Annotated in this window: 21 protein-coding genes and 2 pseudogenes; 6 read left to right on the forward strand and 17 right to left on the reverse strand. The window is 54.1% G+C overall.

All coding sequences use genetic code 11. The annotated features are described in order from the left end of the window. Positions 1-382 precede the first annotated feature (382 nt). From C8P63_RS20100 to betB, 4 genes are all read right to left on the reverse strand, one after another. Positions 383-451: a LacI family DNA-binding transcriptional regulator gene (locus tag C8P63_RS20100; RefSeq protein ID WP_108025440.1), complete on the reverse strand. Its 69-nt coding sequence runs from the start codon at positions 449-451 to the stop codon at positions 383-385. Between the two features lie 96 nt (positions 452-547). Continuing rightward, positions 548-958, reverse strand: coding sequence for a VOC family protein (locus C8P63_RS14705; protein ID WP_108025407.1), 411 nt, complete (start codon positions 956-958; stop codon positions 548-550). Positions 959-1,113: 155 nt separating this feature from the next. Then, positions 1,114-2,316, reverse strand: coding sequence for a choline dehydrogenase (gene gbsB, locus C8P63_RS14710; RefSeq protein ID WP_108025441.1), 1,203 nt, complete (start codon positions 2,314-2,316; stop codon positions 1,114-1,116). Positions 2,317-2,432: 116 nt separating this feature from the next. Continuing rightward, the gene (gene betB / locus C8P63_RS14715) at positions 2,433-3,890 is read right to left on the reverse strand and encodes a betaine-aldehyde dehydrogenase (protein WP_108025442.1); all 1,458 of its coding nucleotides are present in this window, start codon (positions 3,888-3,890) and stop codon (positions 2,433-2,435) included. A 277-nt stretch (positions 3,891-4,167) separates the two neighbouring features. Here betB and cudC point away from each other — a divergent pair, with 277 nt between their 5' ends. From cudC to C8P63_RS14730, 3 genes are all read left to right on the forward strand, one after another. Beyond that, positions 4,168-4,713, forward strand: coding sequence for a choline uptake/conversion transcriptional regulator CudC (gene cudC / locus C8P63_RS14720; protein ID WP_108025408.1), 546 nt, complete (start codon positions 4,168-4,170; stop codon positions 4,711-4,713). A gap of 25 nt (positions 4,714-4,738) precedes the next feature. Next, the gene (locus C8P63_RS14725; RefSeq protein WP_108025409.1) at positions 4,739-6,376 is read left to right on the forward strand and encodes a high affinity choline transporter 1; all 1,638 of its coding nucleotides are present in this window, start codon (positions 4,739-4,741) and stop codon (positions 6,374-6,376) included. Positions 6,377-6,523: 147 nt separating this feature from the next. Continuing rightward, positions 6,524-6,841, forward strand: coding sequence for a hypothetical protein (locus tag C8P63_RS14730; RefSeq protein ID WP_108025410.1), 318 nt, complete (start codon positions 6,524-6,526; stop codon positions 6,839-6,841). A 449-nt stretch (positions 6,842-7,290) separates the two neighbouring features. Here C8P63_RS14730 and C8P63_RS14735 read toward each other — a convergent pair whose 3' ends face one another. Next, on the reverse strand, positions 7,291-7,896 hold the full coding sequence (locus tag C8P63_RS14735) for a nucleotidyltransferase family protein (RefSeq protein ID WP_108025411.1): 606 nt from the start codon (positions 7,894-7,896) through the stop codon (positions 7,291-7,293). Positions 7,897-8,105: 209 nt separating this feature from the next. Next, positions 8,106-8,920: pseudogene (locus C8P63_RS14740) on the reverse strand (inositol monophosphatase family protein). Between the two features lie 504 nt (positions 8,921-9,424). Here C8P63_RS14740 and C8P63_RS14750 point away from each other — a divergent pair. After that, positions 9,425-10,252 (forward strand): arylamine N-acetyltransferase family protein, encoded by an 828-nt coding sequence (locus C8P63_RS14750; protein ID WP_170109687.1) that lies wholly within the window; start codon positions 9,425-9,427, stop codon positions 10,250-10,252. A gap of 42 nt (positions 10,253-10,294) precedes the next feature. Here C8P63_RS14750 and C8P63_RS14755 read toward each other — a convergent pair whose 3' ends face one another. The 7 genes and pseudogenes from C8P63_RS14755 to C8P63_RS19635 all read right to left on the reverse strand — a co-directional run. Beyond that, a complete protein-coding gene (locus tag C8P63_RS14755) occupies positions 10,295-10,672 on the reverse strand; it encodes a hypothetical protein (RefSeq protein ID WP_108025414.1) in 378 nt (125 codons plus the stop codon). Positions 10,673-10,766: 94 nt separating this feature from the next. Then, on the reverse strand, positions 10,767-11,402 hold the full coding sequence (locus C8P63_RS14760; protein WP_108025415.1) for a GH25 family lysozyme: 636 nt from the start codon (positions 11,400-11,402) through the stop codon (positions 10,767-10,769). Positions 11,403-11,612: 210 nt separating this feature from the next. Then, positions 11,613-11,822 carry a hypothetical protein gene (locus C8P63_RS14765; RefSeq protein ID WP_108025416.1) on the reverse strand — a complete coding sequence of 70 codons (210 nt, stop codon included), beginning with the start codon at positions 11,820-11,822 and terminating at the stop codon, positions 11,613-11,615. After that, positions 11,800-12,543 (reverse strand): EI24 domain-containing protein, encoded by a 744-nt coding sequence (locus C8P63_RS14770; RefSeq protein WP_108025417.1) that lies wholly within the window; start codon positions 12,541-12,543, stop codon positions 11,800-11,802. The genes C8P63_RS14765 and C8P63_RS14770 overlap by 23 nt, the downstream gene beginning before the upstream one ends. A gap of 32 nt (positions 12,544-12,575) precedes the next feature. Further along, on the reverse strand, positions 12,576-13,178 hold the full coding sequence (locus tag C8P63_RS14775) for a zf-HC2 domain-containing protein (protein WP_108025418.1): 603 nt from the start codon (positions 13,176-13,178) through the stop codon (positions 12,576-12,578). Further along, positions 13,165-13,740: an RNA polymerase sigma factor gene (locus C8P63_RS14780; protein WP_170109688.1), complete on the reverse strand. Its 576-nt coding sequence runs from the start codon at positions 13,738-13,740 to the stop codon at positions 13,165-13,167. The genes C8P63_RS14775 and C8P63_RS14780 overlap by 14 nt, the downstream gene beginning before the upstream one ends. A 97-nt stretch (positions 13,741-13,837) precedes the next feature. Beyond that, a pseudogene (locus tag C8P63_RS19635) lies at positions 13,838-13,963 on the reverse strand (site-specific integrase); the annotation flags it as partial. Positions 13,964-14,100: 137 nt separating this feature from the next. On the opposite strand from C8P63_RS19635, the gene C8P63_RS14790 reads away from it, so the two are divergent. Then, positions 14,101-14,532 (forward strand): SRPBCC family protein, encoded by a 432-nt coding sequence (locus C8P63_RS14790; protein ID WP_108025420.1) that lies wholly within the window; start codon positions 14,101-14,103, stop codon positions 14,530-14,532. After that, a complete protein-coding gene (locus C8P63_RS14795) occupies positions 14,533-14,739 on the forward strand; it encodes a VOC family protein (RefSeq protein WP_108025421.1) in 207 nt (68 codons plus the stop codon). A 541-nt stretch (positions 14,740-15,280) separates the two neighbouring features. On the opposite strand, the gene megL is transcribed toward C8P63_RS14795, so the two are convergent. The 4 genes from megL to C8P63_RS14820 form a co-directional block, all read right to left on the reverse strand. Continuing rightward, positions 15,281-16,495 carry a methionine gamma-lyase gene (gene megL / locus C8P63_RS14805; RefSeq protein ID WP_108025423.1) on the reverse strand — a complete coding sequence of 405 codons (1,215 nt, stop codon included), beginning with the start codon at positions 16,493-16,495 and terminating at the stop codon, positions 15,281-15,283. Between the two features lie 7 nt (positions 16,496-16,502). Continuing rightward, a complete protein-coding gene (locus C8P63_RS14810) occupies positions 16,503-16,886 on the reverse strand; it encodes a hypothetical protein (protein ID WP_108025424.1) in 384 nt (127 codons plus the stop codon). Between the two features lie 59 nt (positions 16,887-16,945). Beyond that, positions 16,946-18,262 (reverse strand): anti-phage deoxyguanosine triphosphatase, encoded by a 1,317-nt coding sequence (locus C8P63_RS14815; protein ID WP_108025425.1) that lies wholly within the window; start codon positions 18,260-18,262, stop codon positions 16,946-16,948. A gap of 251 nt (positions 18,263-18,513) precedes the next feature. Further along, entirely contained in the window at positions 18,514-20,019 is a 1,506-nt protein-coding gene (locus C8P63_RS14820; RefSeq protein ID WP_108025426.1) for a family 10 glycosylhydrolase, read from the reverse strand. Between the last annotated feature and the right edge of the window lie 389 nt (positions 20,020-20,408).

The following is a 20,408-nucleotide window of genomic DNA, read 5'->3' on the forward strand; positions in this document are numbered from 1 at the left end:
TCGAGTCTCCGCAGGTTGAAGAGCTGAAAAAACAGGATGACATTATTCATACAATGGGTTTTGAGGCAGATCTGAACAACGGCTTTATCGAGGGTGAAAAATCGGCTGCCTCCAGTCTACAACAAAAAGTCCAACTATAATACAAAAAGCCTCGCACCAGGGTCGGTGCAGGACGTCCATCACTTCATGCCGTGTCCACCAATCCAAATGGCTTAGCAGGATTTAGCGGGGGATGAGATAGACCTGTTCCGGCACCATAATCAGACCGAGGGTTTTCGATTGCTTCATCACCAGGCTGTGCGCCACGGCGCTGGGTCGATCATCGACTCCGCCACTTCCAGCACCCGCTTCCGCGTCTGGGGACGGATGTCGGGATACCCGTTCAAGGCAGGGAAACCGTCGTCACGGACACCCCCGCCCTTTTAGCGATATCTTTGATGGTAACGGTCATGATTGCCCTCCGAAAACGTTTTTGTTTACAGTCTGTGAATCTCGGATTTCTCCAGTCTGAGACAGCACTGATCCGTCTTTACCGTGCTCGAACTCCTCAGCTTTTTTCAAAATTCAACTGCCACGAAACCCCAAATCGATCCTCAACCCAGCCAAACTTTTCGCTGAAGGGATACTCGGATAAGGGCATGAGAACGTTGCCGTTCTGAGACAACTCCCCGAAAAGTCGCTCAATCTCTTCTTCCGTGTCACAAGTGACATATAGAGACATGGCCGGGGTGAATGTAAAGTTATGTTGAACAGGACTGTCTATACACATGATCTCTTGCCCGTTGAGCGAAAAAACGGCTTGCAGCACCGTCCCCTCTTTACCAGGACCGTCCGCTCCATAACGGGTGATACTGATGATTTCCGACTGGTCAAACAAAGAAACATAAAAATTCATGGCTTCTTCGGCCTTCCCATCGAACATTAAAAATGGAGTAATTTTTTGACGGATCTTCTCCATAAAGAACCCTCCCTTTCCTTAAATGGAACAAAACTCAAAATTGTCTTCCCGATGTAAGTATAACCTATAAGCCGGCGTTTTCTGCAGGTTGTTGAACCTTTCATTTTTTAAAAAAACGGACCGCCTTTTGCGGTCCGCTTTTCTTCATTCCGATTTCAGCAGATCGTGGAATCTTCCAGGCCGAGACAGCGGCGGTAGATCCATTTGTAGTCGTCCACGCTCTTGATGATGCGGGGGTTGCCGAAGGTTTGCGGGTCGTCGAAGGCCGCCTGGGCGTAACGGTCGATCTGTTCCGGATCGACCCCTTGCTCGCGCAGGCTGGGGATGTTGACGTCGGCGACGAGGTTTTCCACTTCCAAGACGGCTGCCCGGGCCGCCTCGTCGGTGGACATGCCTTGGGTGTCAACACCCAGCGCTTGGGCGATCCGGGCGAATTTGTCCGGGCAGCCCATCCAGTTGTACTCCATTACCGCGGGAAGCATGGCGGAAACGCACTGGCCGTGCATCACCGGAACCATGCCGCCCAGGGTCTGGGCCATGGCGTGAGCGGCGCCGGCGGAATCACTTCCGTAGGAGAGACCGGCCAGCATGGCCGCTTGCGCCATCCCGTAACGCGCTTCGATGTCCTCCCCGTTGGCGTAGGCCCGGCGCAGGTACTTGCCCACGTATTCCATGGCCAACAGCGCCACCGCGTCCGTGATCGGCTGGGACTGGTGCATGGTGTAGCACTCGATCGCGTGGGAGAGGGCGTCCACCCCGGTGGCCGCCGTGATGTGCGGCGGCATGGACAGATGCAGTTCCGGGTCGATAATGGCCAGGTGCGCCGGAATCAACGGACCGCCGACGTTAAATTTGATTTCGCGGACGGGGTCTTTGATCACCGCCCACTGGGTCACTTCGGAACCGGTTCCCGCCGTGGTCGGGATGGTGGTCAAAGGAGGAATCCGTTTCTCCAGGGGCTTTCCGTTCTCCGAAGCTTCATAGGTCAAGAGCGGTTCCGGGTGCACGGCTTCCACGCCGATCGCTTTGGCGGTGTCCATGGAGCTTCCCCCGCCGATGGCGATCAGGCCGTCGCAACCTTGCTCCTTGAAGGTCCGGCTCCCTTTGGCGACCAGCTCGGTGTCGGGTTCGCCCTGGATTTCATTGAAGACGCAGATCTCCATCCCCGCGTCCTTCAGTGCTCTTTCGATGGGCTCGGTGATCCCGGCGTTGTAGATCCCACGGTCCGTGACGATCATCGCCTTGGTCACGCCCAGCTCCCGAATTTCGTCGGCCGCCCGTTTGGAAGCGCCGATCCCGGAAACCACTTTGGTCGGCATCACAAACTGTTTCAAGTCCAACATCTGCTCCGTACGCATCATGATGGGGGTCACTCCTTTTAGCAGTATTGTGAAAGAGGGAGCGGCGGCATTTACCCGAAGCCGCTCCGAATCTTCCTGCTGCGGGCAGGGGCAAACGCCTGCGGACTCGGTCGTTACTTAAACCAATGCATCGGCTGCGGATTCAGATTCTGGAAGATGTGCTTTTGTTCGGTGTATTCCTCCAGTCCGGTTTTGCCCAGTTCCCTTCCGATCCCGGACTGCTTATAGCCGCCCCAGGGCGCCTGGGGGAAATAGGGGTGGAAATCGTTGATCCAGACGGTCCCCATCCGCAATGCACGGCTGACCCGCTGAGCCCGGTTCAGGTCTTGGGTCCAGACGGCTCCCGCCAGCCCGTAGATGGAATCGTTTGCCAAACGGATCGCTTCTTCTTCCGTTTTGAAGGTTTCAATGGTCAGGATGGGACCGAAAGTTTCCTCCTGGACGATCCGCATGCGGGTATCGCACCCATCAAAAATGGTAGGCTCCACGAAGAACCCTTTTTCGAATTCGGGACCTTCCGGGCGCTTGCCACCGATCCGCAATTTGGCGCCTTCCTTCTTCCCGATCTCGATGTAGTTCTCCACTTTGGCCCGATGCTCTTCCGAGATGAGCGGCCCCATCTGGGTGGATTCATCAAAGCCGTTGCCCAGTTTAATACGCTTCACCCGCTCCACCAGTTCTTCCACCAAACGGTCGTGCAGGCTTTCTTCCACGATCAGGCGGGCACCGGCGGAGCATACCTGTCCGGCGTGAAAGTAAACGGCGTTCAGGGCGTAGTCCACCGTGGTTTCGAAGTCGCTGTCATCAAAAATGATATTGGGGTTTTTTCCTCCCAATTCCAGCGCGATTTTCTTCACATTGTTGGATGCGGCCCGCATGATTTTCTTCCCGGTCTCAATTCCGCCGGTGAAGGAAATCAGATCGACCTGGTCGGACTCGGAGAGTTCGGCTCCCACCGAGGCACCCGGTCCGGTCACCACGTTGACGACTCCGTTGGGGAAGCCGACCTGTTCCATCAGTTCGGCGATCTTCAGGGATGTCAGCGGGGTGATCTCGCTCGGCTTCAGCACCATCGTACAACCGGCCGCCAATGCCGGGGCCAGTTTCCAGGCTGCTTGGAGCAGAGGATAATTCCAGGGTGTAATCATCCCGCAAACCCCGACGGGTTCCCGAACCACTTGGCTCACGGCATCGGGTATCGGAGGCTCCACCGTTTCCCCTCCGTCCTTGTCGGCCAACCCGGCGAAGTAACGGAAGACGTTGGCGATGTCTTCCATGTCCGCCCGGCTCTCCACGATGGTTTTGCCGGTATCCAAGGATTCCAGGCGAGCCAGCTCTTCATTGTGTTGGTCGATCAGCCCGGCCACCCGGAACAGCTTTTTTCCGCGGTCCGCCGCGGGGGTATGGGGCCAATCCCCCTGGTCGAAGGCCTCCCGGGCCGCTTGAATGGCCCGGCGGGCGTCTTCGCGGTCCGCCTCGGGAACCACCGCCACCACTTCTTGGTTGTAAGGGTTGATAATCTCCCTCGTGTTTCCGGATCGGGCTTCCACCCATTCTCCGTCGATGTACATGCGATTCAATTGCAAAGATGCCTCACCCCAACTGGTTTAAGTTTGTACAGTTTTTTCTGTACGAACTGTTCGTTTGCAAGGATAACATTCCGTTTTTGATCTTGCAACCACCTGTGATCCTCTCCAAGAAAGAATTTTCTTTCACCGGTAATTTGACATCCCTCTTCATTGTGTTACCATGTGTAACGGTTGTACGATAAAATCTGTACAAACCGAATTTTCCGGTTGGGTTTTCGGGAAGAATAACAGGGACCTTGTCAGGATTGGGAGTGTGTGTATGTCGTCCTCGGAAAAGTTGGAACAAGCCCGCCGCCACTATATTGAATCCCTTGCGGAAACCATGGAGATGTACGGTTTGAGCCCGTCCATGGGGCGTCTGTTCGGAATCATGTTTTTCCACGATGAACCGATGACCCTCGACGAAATGAGAAAACTGACAGGCATGAGCAAAACCAGCATGAGCACCGGCGTCCGTGCCCTCTCCCGACTCAAGCTGGTACACAAGAAGTGGCAAAAGGGCGTCCGGAAAGACCTGTATGAAGCGGAACACGATCAATTCCGTTCCTTCGTCGATTTCTTTTCCCAACTCTGGGAAAAAGAGATCGAACTGAACCAAAAAAATCTGACAAAAACAGAGAGAAATCTGAAATCCCTGTTGCAAGATCCGGAGCTGACACCGGAAGAAAGGGATCAGGTCGAGGAAGATCTGGAAAAGTTGAAAAGGGCCAGGCGTTATTACACTTGGCTCGATCATCTGGTCGATGCCTTTGAGTCCGGAGACATCTTCAAGTATGTTCCAATTCCGGATGAAGAAGCAGATTAAACAGTTAAGGAGATGATACGGACCCATGGAAGACACGACCACCAAGGCTCCGTCCTTCTGGACCCCCGGCAAGCTGGGGTTGGTCGGCCTGTTTGTCGTTATTGCTTTTATCGCGGTCTACGGCGCGTTCACCGGCCGGGAAATTCATTGGGGAGGCATCTTTTTCCTTCTGGTGTTTTACGCTCTCGTCTATTACATCGGTGCCGTTGCCGCAGGAAAAAAGAGCAATGACCTGAAAGACATGATGCTGGCCGGTCGCAGCATGCCGATCTGGATCTCCATGTTCACCATGGCGGCCACCTGGGTCGGAGGCGGTTACGTCAACGGAACGGCGGAAGCCACTTATGCTTCCGGTCTGGTTTGGGCGCAGGCCCCTTGGGGCTACGCTCTCAGCCTGATCATCGGCGGCATTTTCTATGCCCGTAAGATGCGCCGTTATCAGTTCACCACCATGTTGGACCCGCTGGCATCCCGGTTTGGGGAAAAATTGACGGGCGTTCTGTTCCTCCCCGCCCTGGCGGGTGAAATCTTCTGGAGCGGTGCCATCCTGACCGCGTTGGGGACCACCTTCGGAACCATCCTGGGACTGGATTTCACCACCTCCATCATTCTTTCCGCCGCCATCGCCATTGCCTACACCGTGGTGGGCGGCCTCTGGTCGGTGGCCTACACCGATGTGTTGCAGTTTGCCATCATCATCGTCGGCCTGTACCTGGTCGTTCCCTTTGCTCTCGGTGAAACCGGCGGACTCGATCTCACATGGTCCCAGTACGTGACCGGAATGGAGAAAATGGGCACCCACTACGCTCATCTCTTCCCACCCCTGGACGGCTGGAAGGACCCGGATTGGGGCCCTTATTTCTGGAACTGGTGGGACTATGCCCTGCTCCTGATCTTTGGAGGAATCCCGTGGCAGGTATACTTCCAACGCGTGCTGTCCGCCAACAGTGAGCGCTCCGCCATGTGGCTCTCCATTTTGGCCGGTGTGTGGGCGATCGTTGCCGCCGTCCCGGCGGTGCTGATCGGTGCTCTCGGATACACCGCCGACTGGTCCGCTCTGGGGGTGCAGGAACCCGAGAACTCCGCCATGATCCTGCCCTACGTGCTCCGGTACATGACGCCGGAATGGCTGGCCGCCCTGGGTCTCGGCGCCTTGGCCGCCGCGGTGATGTCGTCGGTGGACTCCTCCATCCTGTCCGCTTCCTCGCTGGCCTCCTGGAACGTCTACCGACCGCTTTTGAAACCCAAAGCCACCACCGGGCAATTGCAGAAGATCATCAAGCGGTCCATCGTGATCGTCGGCGTGGCCGCCACCCTCATCGCCCTGAACGTTCAAAGCGTTTATGAGCTGTGGTTTTTGAGCAGTGACTTTGTTTACTGCATTCTGTTCCCTCAACTGACCATGGCCCTTTTCTTCAAGGGAGCCAATAAATACGGAGCCGTTGCCGGTCTGATCGTCGCCTTCATCCTGCGGTTCGGCGGCGGGGAACCGGTACTCGGGATCCCGCAGTTCATCCCCTATCCGATGGTGGAAGACGGAGTCGTGCTCTTCCCCTTCCGGACGATGGCGATGGTATCCAGCCTGATCACCATCTACGTGGTGTCCAAGCTGACCGCCCGGATCTGCCCGCCGACTCCGCTGAAAAACCTGAAAAAAATCTGACGGGATGAATCAAGCCTGTCCTTCTTCGGAGGACAGGCTTTTTGCATGGGCTCAACGCGGAGGGCCGCTATTGTCGCTTCCCCCGTTTTTGTCTTAACATGAAAAGAACAGAGACACAGGAAGGTACACAGGGAGGAGAAAATGGCCATGCGGAAACTGGACATTCAGATTGACATCGCCCGGGAAAAGGAAGACATGGATAAAGAGAAGTTTCATCAGGACCTTCGGCACGTACTGGAACAATATTTTGAACTCAATTCCATTCATATCCGAAAAGAAGTACATACCGTGGAAGTGGAGCGGCTCCCCCTCAAACCGCAAGCGGAAGAAGAACCGGAAGAATGGCGGGACGTGATCGAAATCGAACGGGAACCCCTGGTGACGGAGTTCGATTCCGCCGGGGAAAAGAAGACGGCTCCCGCCACCCCTTCCCACCGCCCGCGGAAAAAAACCTCTTACTATTGAAAAACCCGGGGCTGATGGCCCCGGCTTCTCCTCGGCCGAAGGATTCCGTTCCGTTCTTTCACACATCGGAAGCATGAACTCCCCGGACGGGGAGCTTTTTAATTTCACCGGCAGCAGGCGGGGACGCGGTCTTCAAAGACGGGGATTTTGCGCCGGACCCGGCCGGCCTCCCCGGGATCGACTTCCATTTGAATGCAGGAAATTTTCATGTTGAACGTTCTCCTTCGGCTGCACAAAAAAACATGGCAACTGCCATGGAAATTTAATGGAGAAAAGGCTCTTCCCCCCAGGAAGAAAGCATGGATCATAGGGTCCAGACCCTTTGATCCATTGGGGAAGCCTTCTCTTTTTCAGAAATGATCTGGACCCATAGAAGCAGACAAGGTAAAACCCCTACTTTGAATCAAGCCGAGGTTCATGTAAATCTACTCCCCATTCGGTTCATCTAATCATTGATCCCATGGAATAATTATTAAATCAGGCCAAACCGCTTTCCACCTTCGTACTTTTTTTTCATATATCTCTTTCGTTATTTTTGTTTTATTGGCCCTTACAACCTTTCCAAAAAGATCGTTTAATCCAAATGGGGCATACACAACCCATTTTCCATTCACATCTTGTCTTACACCAATTGAGGTTGCGGTCGTTGGCCAAGAATTGATGGCCTCTTCAAGCGAAAAGTAAGGTTCGATAGAATAACCAAACTTCTTTTCATACCATAAATGAACCCTTGCCTGATTTTTCACATCAATTTTAATCGGTATATCCTGATATAAGCTTGTTATTTGCTGTATTTGCTTGTCTTCACTATCATAACTTAAATTTATTTTGTCAAAATAAACAAAGTCTATATCCTTAATACCTTGACTTAAAGGATATCCGGATAAAAAGTTCCAAACAGTTTGTGTTATACAGCCAGCACCGATGTAATACTCTTTCAAACCTAATGTTGGTGCTCTATTCAGTACTTTTTGAAGATAAGTGTTCATTATGATTATTCTTATCAATAAATCTTTTTGTGAATCAATATCTGGATTGTAACTTTCTTCGTTCATGCTTTTTCTCTCTCCTTTTAAACAGCCTTGGTATTACTCCTCTTATAAGGGTTACCGGACCATGTTTATGGGATCGCACCAAATAGGGGGCGTGCCAGACGGTTTAGGTTCGTTAGATCCAAGTTGTCGGGATTTTAATTTAAAATCACTGGCGGGACCTCCTTATGGACTGGTTTACCCCTTGGACGTTGCTGACTCTAGCCCTATGTTTAAACACTCTTTCTCTCCTCATCCAAAACATCCCGGACTATATGTAAAAATAAATCCCGGTCCTCCGGGTGACAGGCAACCAGATACGGCTCTGGGTTCATCCCGTCAAAGAGCCGCCCGTCAAAATCGAAGACGGCGCCTCCCGCTTCCCGAACCATCATCACTCCTGCGTAGAGGTCTTCTCCTTCGGAATTGTAAAGGACGATTCCGTCCACGTCTCCCCGTGCCATCATACACCAGAGGAGTGACGGAGCCCATAGGCGGAGAACCCGTTTGAAGCGCTCATCCAAAGATTGCTTAAGTGCCATTGCTTTCCTTTCTTTTTGCACCTGGTGCCCCTGGATCCAACCTACAGTCATCTTCGGAAAATATCGCTTTTTCCACATGTGAAGCGGCTGGCTGTTACAAAAAGTCCCCTTTCCCTTTTCAGCTGTGTACACCTTCTCCAGATGAGAATCGTAGATGACCCCCAGAACAGGTTGTTCTCGGTGGAATAGGGTGATGCAGACTCCATAAAGTGGAATACCCAGGGCATAGTTGTTGGTCCCGTCCAAAGGGTCCACCCACCACATCCATCACCCTCCTCACCGGACGTACCTTGCTCTTCACTCCGGATCCTGTGGTCCGGAAAATGCTCCTGGATCCGGTTTATGATCAGCCAGTCGGCCTCCTCGTCAACCTCCGTCACAAGGTCGCCGTCTTCCCCTTTCTCCCGGGTTTTAAATCCACTGAAAAAACGAACCTTCGCCAGGCGCCCAGCCTCCACCGCTGCCTCTTTGGCTACCTGCCTTGCTATCGTCAATATTTCTTCCATCGCAGTTCACCTCGATTTGGAGAAAATTTTTCATTCTACTGTGCTGAAAAACTTTTTCAAACGATTCTCTTTCTCCTCCTTGATTATATGACGCTAGCAGATTTTGTAGTGTTGCTGGTTTTGGCCTAAGTATATGCCGCCAAATACCTTTGCGAAGGAAGGGGTAATTAGCGTGGGAGTAGCTAGGAAAAACACCTTAGCGGACATGGACTTTCAATGTTTTTCCACGCATTATCGGACATCATACGGCCAAATCAAAGGGATAGATGACCGCTGAGGAGTTGCATATCCGGAAAGTTGGAAACCGTCTTTACATGCTCCAAGTCCCGGCGAACCACATAAGGGTCCTCGTCACTAAAGTTGCTCCCCGACCAGAGTCCTACATCGAAAAACCGATCCCTGCTCCCTTAAAAATCCTTCCCGATGCCGAGGTGATACAGATTATAATGGCATAAAGTGAAAGTAACATCGATGACATCACCCAACCATAAAGGAGCGATCCGAATGAACCTGCCAATCGGCGCCTTTTTCAACCGCATCCAATACAACGGAAGCACGGATATCACATTTTCCGACTTGCCGGCGATCCAGCGCCATTTTGCCCTGACGGTTCCTTTTGAAAACAACGCGGTCATGGCCAAAAAGACTGCCCCCATCTCTCTTGACGGCTTAAGGGAAAAAATCATTGACCGCAAAGAGGGGGGGCTGTGTTATGAATTGAACCCGCTGTTTTACTCCTTCTTGAAACAGCTGGGATTTGACGTGCACCTGGTGGCGGGAACGGTGTTTGTGGATGGGCAACACAACGACTTGATCGGCACCCATGTGGCCACCCTGCTCCATCACAACGGTCGGTCTTATATCGTGGATGTCGGCTTCGGCAGCAATCTCGCGTTGCAGCCGGTTCCCTTGAGCGGGGAACCCGTCACCGCCATCACCGGCGAATATCGGGTCCGCGAGGTGGATTCCCCCTGGGGCGATTATGCCTACGAGAAGTACAGCGATAAGGAGTTGACGCTTTACTACACTTTTTCCACCCAACCCGTCGATGAGGCTTACCTCAGCCGGGTGCGGGACATCATTCTCACCAATGAGAAGTCCAAATTCAACAAGTCCCTGTTTTTCACCAAACTGACCGATGACGGGCACATCACGCTGACAGAGAAATCATTCACCATCACCCGCAACGGCCACAAAACCCAGCAGGAAGTGGATAAGGAGATGTTTCACCAACTGGGCCGACGTCATTTTGGCATGAATATCTCACTCACTGATGGCTCTGTCCAGGCGCTTCTGCACCACAAGGCACAACCCGAGCAAGCAACCACATAAGCCGACATGGACACCTACAGCAGGGAGTCGCCGAGACACTCATCACCCAACCTCCTCAACCACTTCACCCTGCTGATTTTTGATATAGGACTTCACAATCTGAATCTGGATATACGGTGCGCCGGGAAGGTGGAAAGTACCTGCTTTGGGAATGAGCTGATTCAATAAAAAACCATAATCGCTTTGTTCAAGAAACACTTGCAAAATACCATCGGCAACCTTGGCAGTTGTTTGCTTCCCAGGTACAAACTTAACAAGATGCTCATCACCCTTTAGCAACAAGGACTTTCCATGCGGGATGCGTCCTTTCAACACTTGGGCGATCATATCCGCCTGATGGGCACCCAAACTGATGTGATAGTCCCTTTTGCCCAATAATTTCTTGTGCTCCTGCCATTCCAAATCACTGACAAAAAGCATGCCCGAACTGGACCCTTCTGTTTCAATCCCTTTTTCGATCGCTTGAGAGACCTCGTCGACCCAACCTTTCAGATCAGCGATAAAGACAGCCCTCTCATTCAGATGCCCCTCCTTTGACCCACCGCTTATACGCCACCATGTCCCCGTTAAAGGCGTTCATATCCACCGAGGTGTTCACACCTTTCATCCGGTCACGATTGTGGTATTGCCAGAGGATCCATTGGCCTTTGCTCAAGGTGGGAGGGGTGTAAATATCCCGGATCCACAGGTCGCTTTCCTGAAAATGTCCTTTGATGTAACGCTCATAGGTGTCATAAGTGACATATAACATCGGCCGCTTGTCGTAATGAGCCTTCAGCTCCGACGCCAAACGGCGCAGCTCCCGGCGAACTTTGACCGGGTCGTGGTTGAGATGCACCTCCACATCGATCACCGGGGGCAGGCTGTCCGCTTCTTTGGGTACGGTGCGGATAAAGTTTTGTGCCTGCCTCTCCCCTGAACTGCGCATGGAGAAAAAATGGTACGCTCCCACATCAAAGCCCGCTGCTTTCGCCTCTTTCCAGTTGCTTATGAAACGGTGATCGACAAAGTCATGCCCCTCTGTCGCTTTCAGATAGACAAAATAAATCCGGTCCGCTTCTTTCACCTGCTGCCAATCGATTTTCCCCTGGTGGTGGGACACATCCAATCCCTTCACCTTATAGCGTTGGCAAACAGGTCGTTGGGCCAAATGGTGCCCTCAAAGCACAAATAGCCCAGTATACCGGCCATCAGCAGCCCGATCCCAATCCCTCTCCTTTTCCTCTGCACCAATCATCCCCTCCTGCCCCTCCCGGGTTATATCTTTCGACAGAAGGAACAGGCAATCCTATCGATAGGTAAGATTGTTGCCCCTACATTAATTTGTTTCCGATTTGGGTCGATGCGGAAACGATATGCCTTATACATCAGCACTCACCTCCTCGTCCCCTTGATTCCCACCTGAATAAGAACATTTGTTCTGGATTTTCTTTAGAAAAAACCGCCCTCTCCCCTTCCCTATCGGGTTAAAGGCGGTTTTCACATAAGGTACCTTTTTTACGTTTCCGGTCTTTCCTATGGTGATTCTCGGGTGACTGCCCCTTTCTTCAGCGGTTCCTCCGTTTTTCACGCCATGTTCTCCACCGTTCCCTCAAGCGCGGAACCCAATGCATCATGACGCCGCCCAAGCCGGTCAGCAAGATGGCCGTAAGCACCAACCACCCCACCGCCGGAACCCAAGCCAGGTGGGCCAACAAAACCGCCCCCAGAATCAGGGCTTTCCAGCGCGCATCCGTCAACCAGTTCAGGCGATCCGATACGAGGGTGCCGGCATGGATCGCCAAAGTGGCGAATCCGATGGCGATTGCAATCATCAGGCCCACCATGAGAGCCAAAACGACCGGAATCCCCACGATGGATATGCCAAGCAAAAACGACACTGCCGCGGTAATCAACACCGTCAAAAAACCCATCCAAAGCGATTTCCACGGAGCCGTCGTCACATGTTCCCGTGTCTGGTCCAATTCCCGCCGCAAAAACGCATCCGCGAGTGCCACCAGGGAGATGATTCCGATCAATGTGGGAATCCACGCGGCCACGGAGCCCATTCCTCCCCTTCTTCCGTGATTCCAATCCCCGTCCGCATGTCCATGGAAATGCGAATTCTTCATACCTTCATCCGGCATGCCGTGCTTTCCCGTCCCACCGTGCCAACCGAAGGAACCGTCCCCATGCGGGGCTACCGTTCCAAACACATGATGGGCCAACGAGCCCCGCTCCAAAAAACTGAACGCCAACAATAAACCGGCCGCCAAAACAAGGATCAACAACCCTGAAATCCATCGATTCACAATATTTCCTCCTTATTTGCGGGATCCGATTGTCATGAGGTTGCCTTGACCGTCCTCCACCAGAAAGGGACTGTGACCATCAAACAAATGATCGCCAATCCCACCCCACCGATCGATGCCAAAGAAGCCACCCATTGAATCCATGGTCCCAAAGCATCCAGAACCATTTTCGCCCCCATGCTTTCCCAAACGTCTGGGGGAACCTCCCACAATCCGGCCACCGGTTGCAGAAACCATGGAATGATCGCATCCTCCAATGGATCAAGTATCCCGGACAGTTCCAAAAAACCGGACCAGAGGATCACCCCCAAAAGCAGGGTCAACACCGAAACCAACCCGCTTCCCAACATTCCCGGCAGAAGATCCCTCCGGACCCAATCCCTCTCGGGAGGGTTTTCCCGTATCAGGTTCGAACGCCGCAGAATTTCCTCTGTCAAACCTGAAGGCGATGATTCCATCGTCAATGCCGAGAACAGGACGTCGTCTAGAAACCGCATTTCTTCGCATTCCTTCCTGCATTCCTCGCACACGTCGAGATGTTCCGCCATCTGTTCACGGATTTCGGCCTTTAATTCGTCATGTAAAAAGGCTTCCAGGTGCGGCCGGAGACGATCGCAATGTTTATTTCCCCCCATCGATCCCCCCTCCTCTCCAAACCGGATCGAGCCGGCTGCGAAGACGGGCTTTCGCCCGGTGAATCCGTGTCCCCACCGTCCGTGGGGAAACCCCGAGAATCTCCGCGATTTCCCGGTAGGAAAGCCCTTGTTGATAATGCAACACAATCACCGTACGGTACAGATCCGGCAACTCATCGACCGCTTCCCCGACGATTTGCCGGACTTCCTCCTGATTGACGACAACAGCCGGATCCTCTGACCGGGGGTCATTTCGTAAATGTGTAACTTCTTTCCAAGGTCGGTTTATACGTCGTGTCCGTTCCCGCTTCGCCCGGCGAAGCTGATCCAACAGATGATTGGTGGCAACCCGGTAAACCCAGGTGGACAGCCGCGATGAATGACGGAAGTTCTTCAAGCGGGAGTGGAGCTTGATGAAGATATCCTGGGTTGCGTCTTTCGCCTCGTCGGGATCCCGCAACATCCTGAGAGCCAAGTTGTACACACGATGTTGATGGGACCGGACAATGCCGGAGAACGCTTCCGGATCCCCGTTTTTGGCCCGTTCCAGTTCCCGTTCCACCAACTCCACACCTTTTTTTGTCTTTTACTTGTTTAGACGACGGAAGCCGGTTTATTATTTCATCGGAAACGGATCCTTCCGAAAAAAACCATCGGAACAGGGTTGTTGAGGGCGCCGAATGATAAAATATCGACTGCAACAAGGTAATATCGATCCCCGATTTATAGGCGAAATAGCCGAAAGTCTTCCGTAAGGTATGCGTTCCGACTTTCTCCCGGAGCCCAACGGCCGGACGCCAGGTTTCGAGTTGCGTGCTGTCATGACGTTGCCCGGGTGTGACATATTTTCTGAATGACTTCACAATTTGAAATTGTTACTGTATAGTAATTGATTACTCTTCAGTAACATATGGAGTGAGATATGAAAAACATTGAACGCTTCATTGACATCAAGGCCAGTGTATCGGAAGTATGGCAATTAATCTCGACTCAGGAAGGAATGAGACAATGGATCGATCCGGGCATTCAGATTGACATGCGGGTCGGGGGCAAGTATCGACTCAAGGATCCGGAGGAAAATCAGGTGATCTGCGGTGAGATACTGGAAATCATCCCTCTGCAGATAATCACTCTCTCTTGGTATGAGGTGGACTCCGATTGGGTTCATCCTACTCCAGTGACGTTCCGTCTGGAGGAAAGATCCAATGGTGTTCGGGTTCATGTCACTCACGCAGGTTTTGAAAAGATCGGAAAACGAGCCTGGAAGCATACTTTTTATGAATACCAGCAAGGTTGGAGTCGTCATCACTTGCTTGAGAATTTGAAAGGCCGAGCTGAGGGTGCTGAGGGTTAGATGGCTTCATCTGATAAACCAAGCATGGCGGATGAAAAAGACTTTTTTCATGCCCTCGGGGACTACACGCCCATTAACCGTCTGCGTGAGGCCGGAGTACCGGTAGTCATTGCACCGGAAGATCAAAAGACCGGAAATCGCCGTGCTTATGTGACAGACCCTGATGGCAATTGGGTTGCGATCGTTTCCCATAAAAATGACCTGTAACAAAATCTTTCCTTTTTTACTTTTTGATAACGGAGCGGAGCCTACGCTTCCAAGGTTATGGGCCATACACTTTAATCCGATCCACATCTTGGGTCGGAGAAGCCCTCGGATCGGCAATCGTTCGATTCCCCAAGTTCTTCGCAATACCGAAGGGATCCCTTCCCCACCCGCACGAAAACAAGCCAGCTTTCCCGTTCAGTTGAACCCGAATCCACCCATCATCCGGCTCCGGTTCAGGTTCCGGCTTCCGCTTCAAACCCTCGGCAATGGCATCCGCCAAGGCTCATCCCGGAAGGTTGCCGACTTTAACAGCTTCGCATCCCGATCCGTGTCGATAAAAAACATCTCTACCAAACAAGCCTTCATTTTGAATGCAGGAAATTTTCATGTTGAACGCACCTCCTTCGGCTGCACAAAAAAACATGGCAACCGCCATGGTAATTCAGTGCAAAAAGGCTCATGGATCAGAGGGTCCCGACCCTTGGATCCATTGGGGGAGCCTTCTCTTTTTTTCAGAATGGTTGTCAGAAACAATGCACCATCAAGGATTTTCGTTGAACGCCACCGTCCCCCGGGAAATCCGAAGGGCTTCTTCCAAGTCGGAGAGGATATCATTCGGGTCTTCGAGACCGATGGAGATGCGGACAAGATCTCCCGTGATTCCCATTCGCTCCCGAATTTCCTCCGGAATGACGGAATGAGTCATGGAAGCCGGATGCTGGACGAGGGTGGAAACTTCCCCGAGGCTCACGGTCAAATGACAGAGTCGGACCGAGTCCAGAAATGCGCGGGCTCCTTCCAGTCCCCCGGCCACCCGGAAGCTGATCACCCCGCCCGGTGCGTCCATCTGCCTCCGGGCCACCTCAAACTGGGGATGGCTTTCCAGTCCGGGATAGAGGACCTCCTTGACCTGCGGGTGATCCTCCAGCCAGCGGGCCACTTTTTTCGCATTTTCCACATGGCGGTCCATCCGGACCGCCAGGGTACGGATTCCCCGCATCAGGAGCCAAGCATCGAAGGGGGAGAGAACGCCGCCGATATCTTTCAGGGTGGAGATGCGGATGGCGTCCATCTCTTCCTTTTTCCCGAGGGCGACTCCGGCGATGAGGTCTCCATGCCCGCCCAGGTATTTGGTGGCGCTGTGGACGACATAGTCGGCCCCGCATTCCAGGGGTCGTTGCAGATAGGGGGTGGCGAAGGTGTTGTCCACCACCACGCTGGCCCCTGCCCGGCGAGCAATTCCGCTGACTGCTTTCAGGTCGATCAGCTTCATCGTCGGGTTGACGGGCGTTTCCAGATAAACCACCCGGGTCCGGGGCCGAATTGCTTCTTCCACCTTCTCCGGCCGGGTCATGTCCACATATGTGATCTCCACGCCGAACCTTTCTTCCAGCAGCCGGAGCAGACCGTAAGTACAGCCGTAGATTCCGTCGGAACAGATCACGTGATCCCCGCTTTTGAGAAGATGAAACAGCACCCCGGAGACCGCAGCCATCCCGGAACCGAAGGCGATGGCGGCTTCAGCCCCCTCCAGATCGGCCATTTTGGCCTCCAAGTCGGAAACGGTCGGGTTGCCCAAACGCGTGTAGATATACCCCTCTTCCTCTCCGGCAAATCGGTCCGCGCCCTGCTGCATATGGTCGAAGACAAAGGTGGAAGTCTGATACAGCGGAGGGGTCAAGGAACCCGTGGTCGGGCAGGGCCGACTCGTGCCGTGCATCAGCCGGGTGGAAAATGAAAGCACTTTCTTTTCCATGCGGTTTCTACCTCCATGCTCCTTTTTCTCTCAACAAGGAAAGACTTTCCCACGACTCCGGTGCGGGAGAAGTTTCCGCGCGAATGATGCGGATCAGACGGACCATCCGGCCTGCCATGCATTTTCCCACCAGATTGGAATCGGGCCTCACTTCCACGGTCACCCGCAGCCCTTCCACTTTCAGCGGTTGCAGAAGGGCGGGCTCGGCCACCAACTCAAAACGACGCCCTCGGTCCTCCACCAATACCCAGCAACCGCCCTGGATGTCGAGATAATGCATCCTCCCTTCCAGGATGGTGGTCGGCGGCTCCGCCGCCGCGCGGTCCCCGGACACCCACATGCCCGGCAGAAACAGCGCGACAGCCAACAGCACCGTTCCAAAGCTTTTCATCTTTCTTCCTCCTCCTGCCACGTTGTTGGTTCCAGTTTGCGACAAGAGAAGGGCAAATATTAGATCAGGGAGCGGCCCGAACCGTAAAGCCGCTCATACATGCGGACGGCGAAGGGATCGGTCATGCCCGCCACGTAATCACAGACGATTCGTGCGCGGCTTTGGGGCTCTTGATCCAACTGCCGACGGTCGTTCTCCGGCAGCAATTTCTCCTCCGACATCAGGGCATCAAAAAGGAGACGGACCACCCGCTCCCCCTTGAAGGCCAGCGCCTGGACCCCCGGAGAATCGATGACCCGGATTTCCGCCAATTCCTTCAGTTTCCGGTTCAACTCCTCCAATCCGGCGGGGAAATCGACCCGGTACCGGAAGCGGGGGGAGAACGTCGGCTCTCCCTCCTCCCGCAGTTCCGTGTAATTCACAAATGCGGAAATGAGATTGGCAAACACCTGCTTCAGGTGGTGTTTGAAATCCTCCTGCCGGGGGCGGAGGGACCGGGTCAGCTCCAAGGCCCGTTTGACCTCTTCGCAGGGATGATTTCGTGCCGTTCCCGCCAAAATTTCGAAGAGTTCTTCCATCTCCACCAGACGGAAGTTGACGGCATCTTCCAGGTCGTGAGTGGCATAGGCAATATCGTCGGCCAGATCGATCAGGGAGCATTCCAGAGACATGCGGCGCGTCCGGAAAAAGGGGGAGTTGGAGTCGGTGGCTGCTTTCTCCGTGAAAAATTCTTTTTCCCTTTGGGAATAAGGCTCCAATACCCATTGGAACGCCCTGCTGTCCAAGGTGTACACACTGGCCTTCGGGGGGCGCCGTCTTGCTTCGGGATGTCCCGGATCGTTTATGGCATCCTCCAACCGGATGGGGTACTTCAGAACGGAAAGCAGCAGGGAACGGGTCAGGTTCAACCCCTCCCCTTTTTTTCCTTCCAGCCGGGTGAGGATTCGGAAGGTCTGAGCGTTTCCTTCAAACCCGCCATGTCGCATCATACACCGGTGCAGGGCCCGTTCCCCCTCGTGACCGAAAGGGGGGTGGCCCAAGTCATGGGCCAGAGCGGCGGCCTCCACCAGGGAGATGTCGATCTTTTCCCCTTCTCCCAACAGAGGGGACCGCCGGTTGAGAGAGAGCGCGATCCCACGGGCGATCTGGGCCACTTCCATCGAATGGGTCAAACGGGTCCGATGAAAGTCCCCTGCATCCGTCCCGATCACCTGCTTTTTGGACTGGAGGCGACGAAAGGCCGCGCTGTGGATAATCCGTCCGTGATCCCGCTCAAAGGGGTCCCTCAGGTCCTGCCCCGAACGGGGCCGCCCCCCGAACCGGCGCTCCCGGTCCACCGGTCCGTAAAACCGGTTCTCCCCTTCGGTCAACAACATCTCCTTTTCACCTCCGCAGGCTGAAAAAAGCCCCCTGTATGGTTTCTCACTTTGGGCTCCGGTATCCTCTTTCCGTTTTTTTTATTCCCCCTGTTTTATCATACGAAAATACGGCCCCGTTTGACTCCATTCATGAAAAAGGGAGCCTCCTTCCATCCGGCTCATCCTTTCTTTCTCCATCAACAAAACCCCGCATGAGCGGGGCTTCGCTTTCTCTCCTGTTTTTCCACACCGGTAAGGTGTTCCCCTCCTTATTTCGCCTCCACCTCCACCCGGGACACGCGTCCGGCCCGGATCCGGATGGTTTCGGCGGGCCCCTTCCCCTTTTTCACCTTCACGGTGTAGCGGCCCGGAGGGAGTTCCGCTTTGCCGAAAAATCCGCTTCCGTCCGTCTTGACAAGGTAACGGTGACTGCGATGACGCAATTCCACCTCGGCCCCGTCCAGCGGCCTTCCTTCTCTGTCGACGGTTTGTCCCATCAAGAAACCCTTGGAAGGACGGGTTTTCCACTTCATCTCCGGTGGTCGGGCGACGTCGTGGAAGCCCGGTTCCCCGTAAGATGTGGGTTCTTTCAAAGCCTGAAGGAACACCTCCCTGTCCACGCCGTCTTTGTTGGTGACGGCGTAGCTGTAGAGACTGACCCCGGCCAACCGGTTCCCTTCGGCGGAAGGAGCTTGCGCCCGGGCGATCTGGGCCAGGCTGCCTTCGATGGAATTGAGAAAGATCCCGGGTCCCGCAGCGATTTGACGTTGGTACTGATGATCTTTCTCCCAGTGGATCCACTGATCGTACCAGGCCTTTTGATCAGCCACGTGCTCCCGATCGTAATTCATCGGGACAGCCAAGTCGATGATCCCTTCCTGCAACCACCCGTTCCAATCCTGCATCACCCGCTGGACGGGAGCGGAATTCCGGTATTCCTCCATCGTTTCCGGCCCCTTCCCCCAGGCGATCACGGCCGCAGACACCTTGATGTCCGGACGGATGGCGATGGATTTCAGATAGACCTTCCGCATCAGGTGATCCACCTGTTCCCGGCGCCACTCCTTCCACCCTTCGTCCTGGGGATCGGGGCGGCCGACGGCTCCGGTCTCCTTTTGGTAGCGCTCCAGACTGACCGGGTTGTACCCCCATTCCGGTCCCATATAGCGGACCAGATCCAAGTGGATGCCGTCGACGGGGTATTCCTTCACCACGTTGACGTATTGATCCACCGTGTAGTCCAAAGCATCGGGATGACCCGGGTCCAACACGTAATCAGCCCCGAACCGGTCAGCCCCGTCCACACTCTCCATCAGCCAGTAATCCCTTTCTTCCGCGGTGGGACCGTGCCGGTTGAAGACATGGTCCGGCGACTCCGGCGGTGTCGCAGAGTTCCAGATCGGCAGGGTGGCCAGCCAAGCGTGAACCTCAATCCGGGGGGATTCGTTGTGGGCTTTTTCCAGCAGGTAAGCCAAAGCGTCAAACCCCGATTGAAGCCCGGGATCCTGGGTCCTCGGCTCCAGAGCTTTGTTGAAATAGGCATCCCCCCTGCGGCGGACTTGGACGATGACCGCATTGGCCCCGGCTCTGCGGACATCCTCCATCAGCCGGTCCACCTGTTCCGGTGTCTTGAACCCCTCGTGGAACGCATCCACCCAGAACGCGCGGAACTCTTCCTTCGGTGCCTCTTCCGCCCGCACCGTGACCGGCATTCCGACGGGCAGCCATCCAACGGCCAGTAGAACCACCGTCAAAAGACCGACAATACGCTTCATTTCCCCATCTCCTCCCTTGTCCCTTTCACTCTATGATTCTATCAATCGGGGACTGCGAAGTTTGCCGAAAGTTGTCCATCAGCCCAAAAATCCCATCGGTACCAAGCAAAAAACCGCCCGTCTATCGGGCGGCCAATGAATGAATGGGTGAAAACGGCTTGAGCAAAGGGCCAGGTGCTCATTGGCAGAAGGGACTATAAGCGTTGTGAGTTCATGTTCGTTTCGAGAAAAGGGGAAGCGTTTACTCAAAATAGCGACTTTGCTGTCCTGCCCAGCGGAGCGGACCGTGCAACCATCTCTGCAGGACAGCATAGCGAGACCGGGGAGTGAAGCGACCCCAGGCGAGACTTGTGCTCTGTGAGTGCATAGCGAGACCGGGGAGTGAAGCG

The organism is Melghirimyces profundicolus, assembly GCF_003054245.1.
In the GTDB taxonomy this organism is placed as follows: domain Bacteria; phylum Bacillota; class Bacilli; order Thermoactinomycetales; family DSM-45169; genus Melghirimyces; species Melghirimyces profundicolus.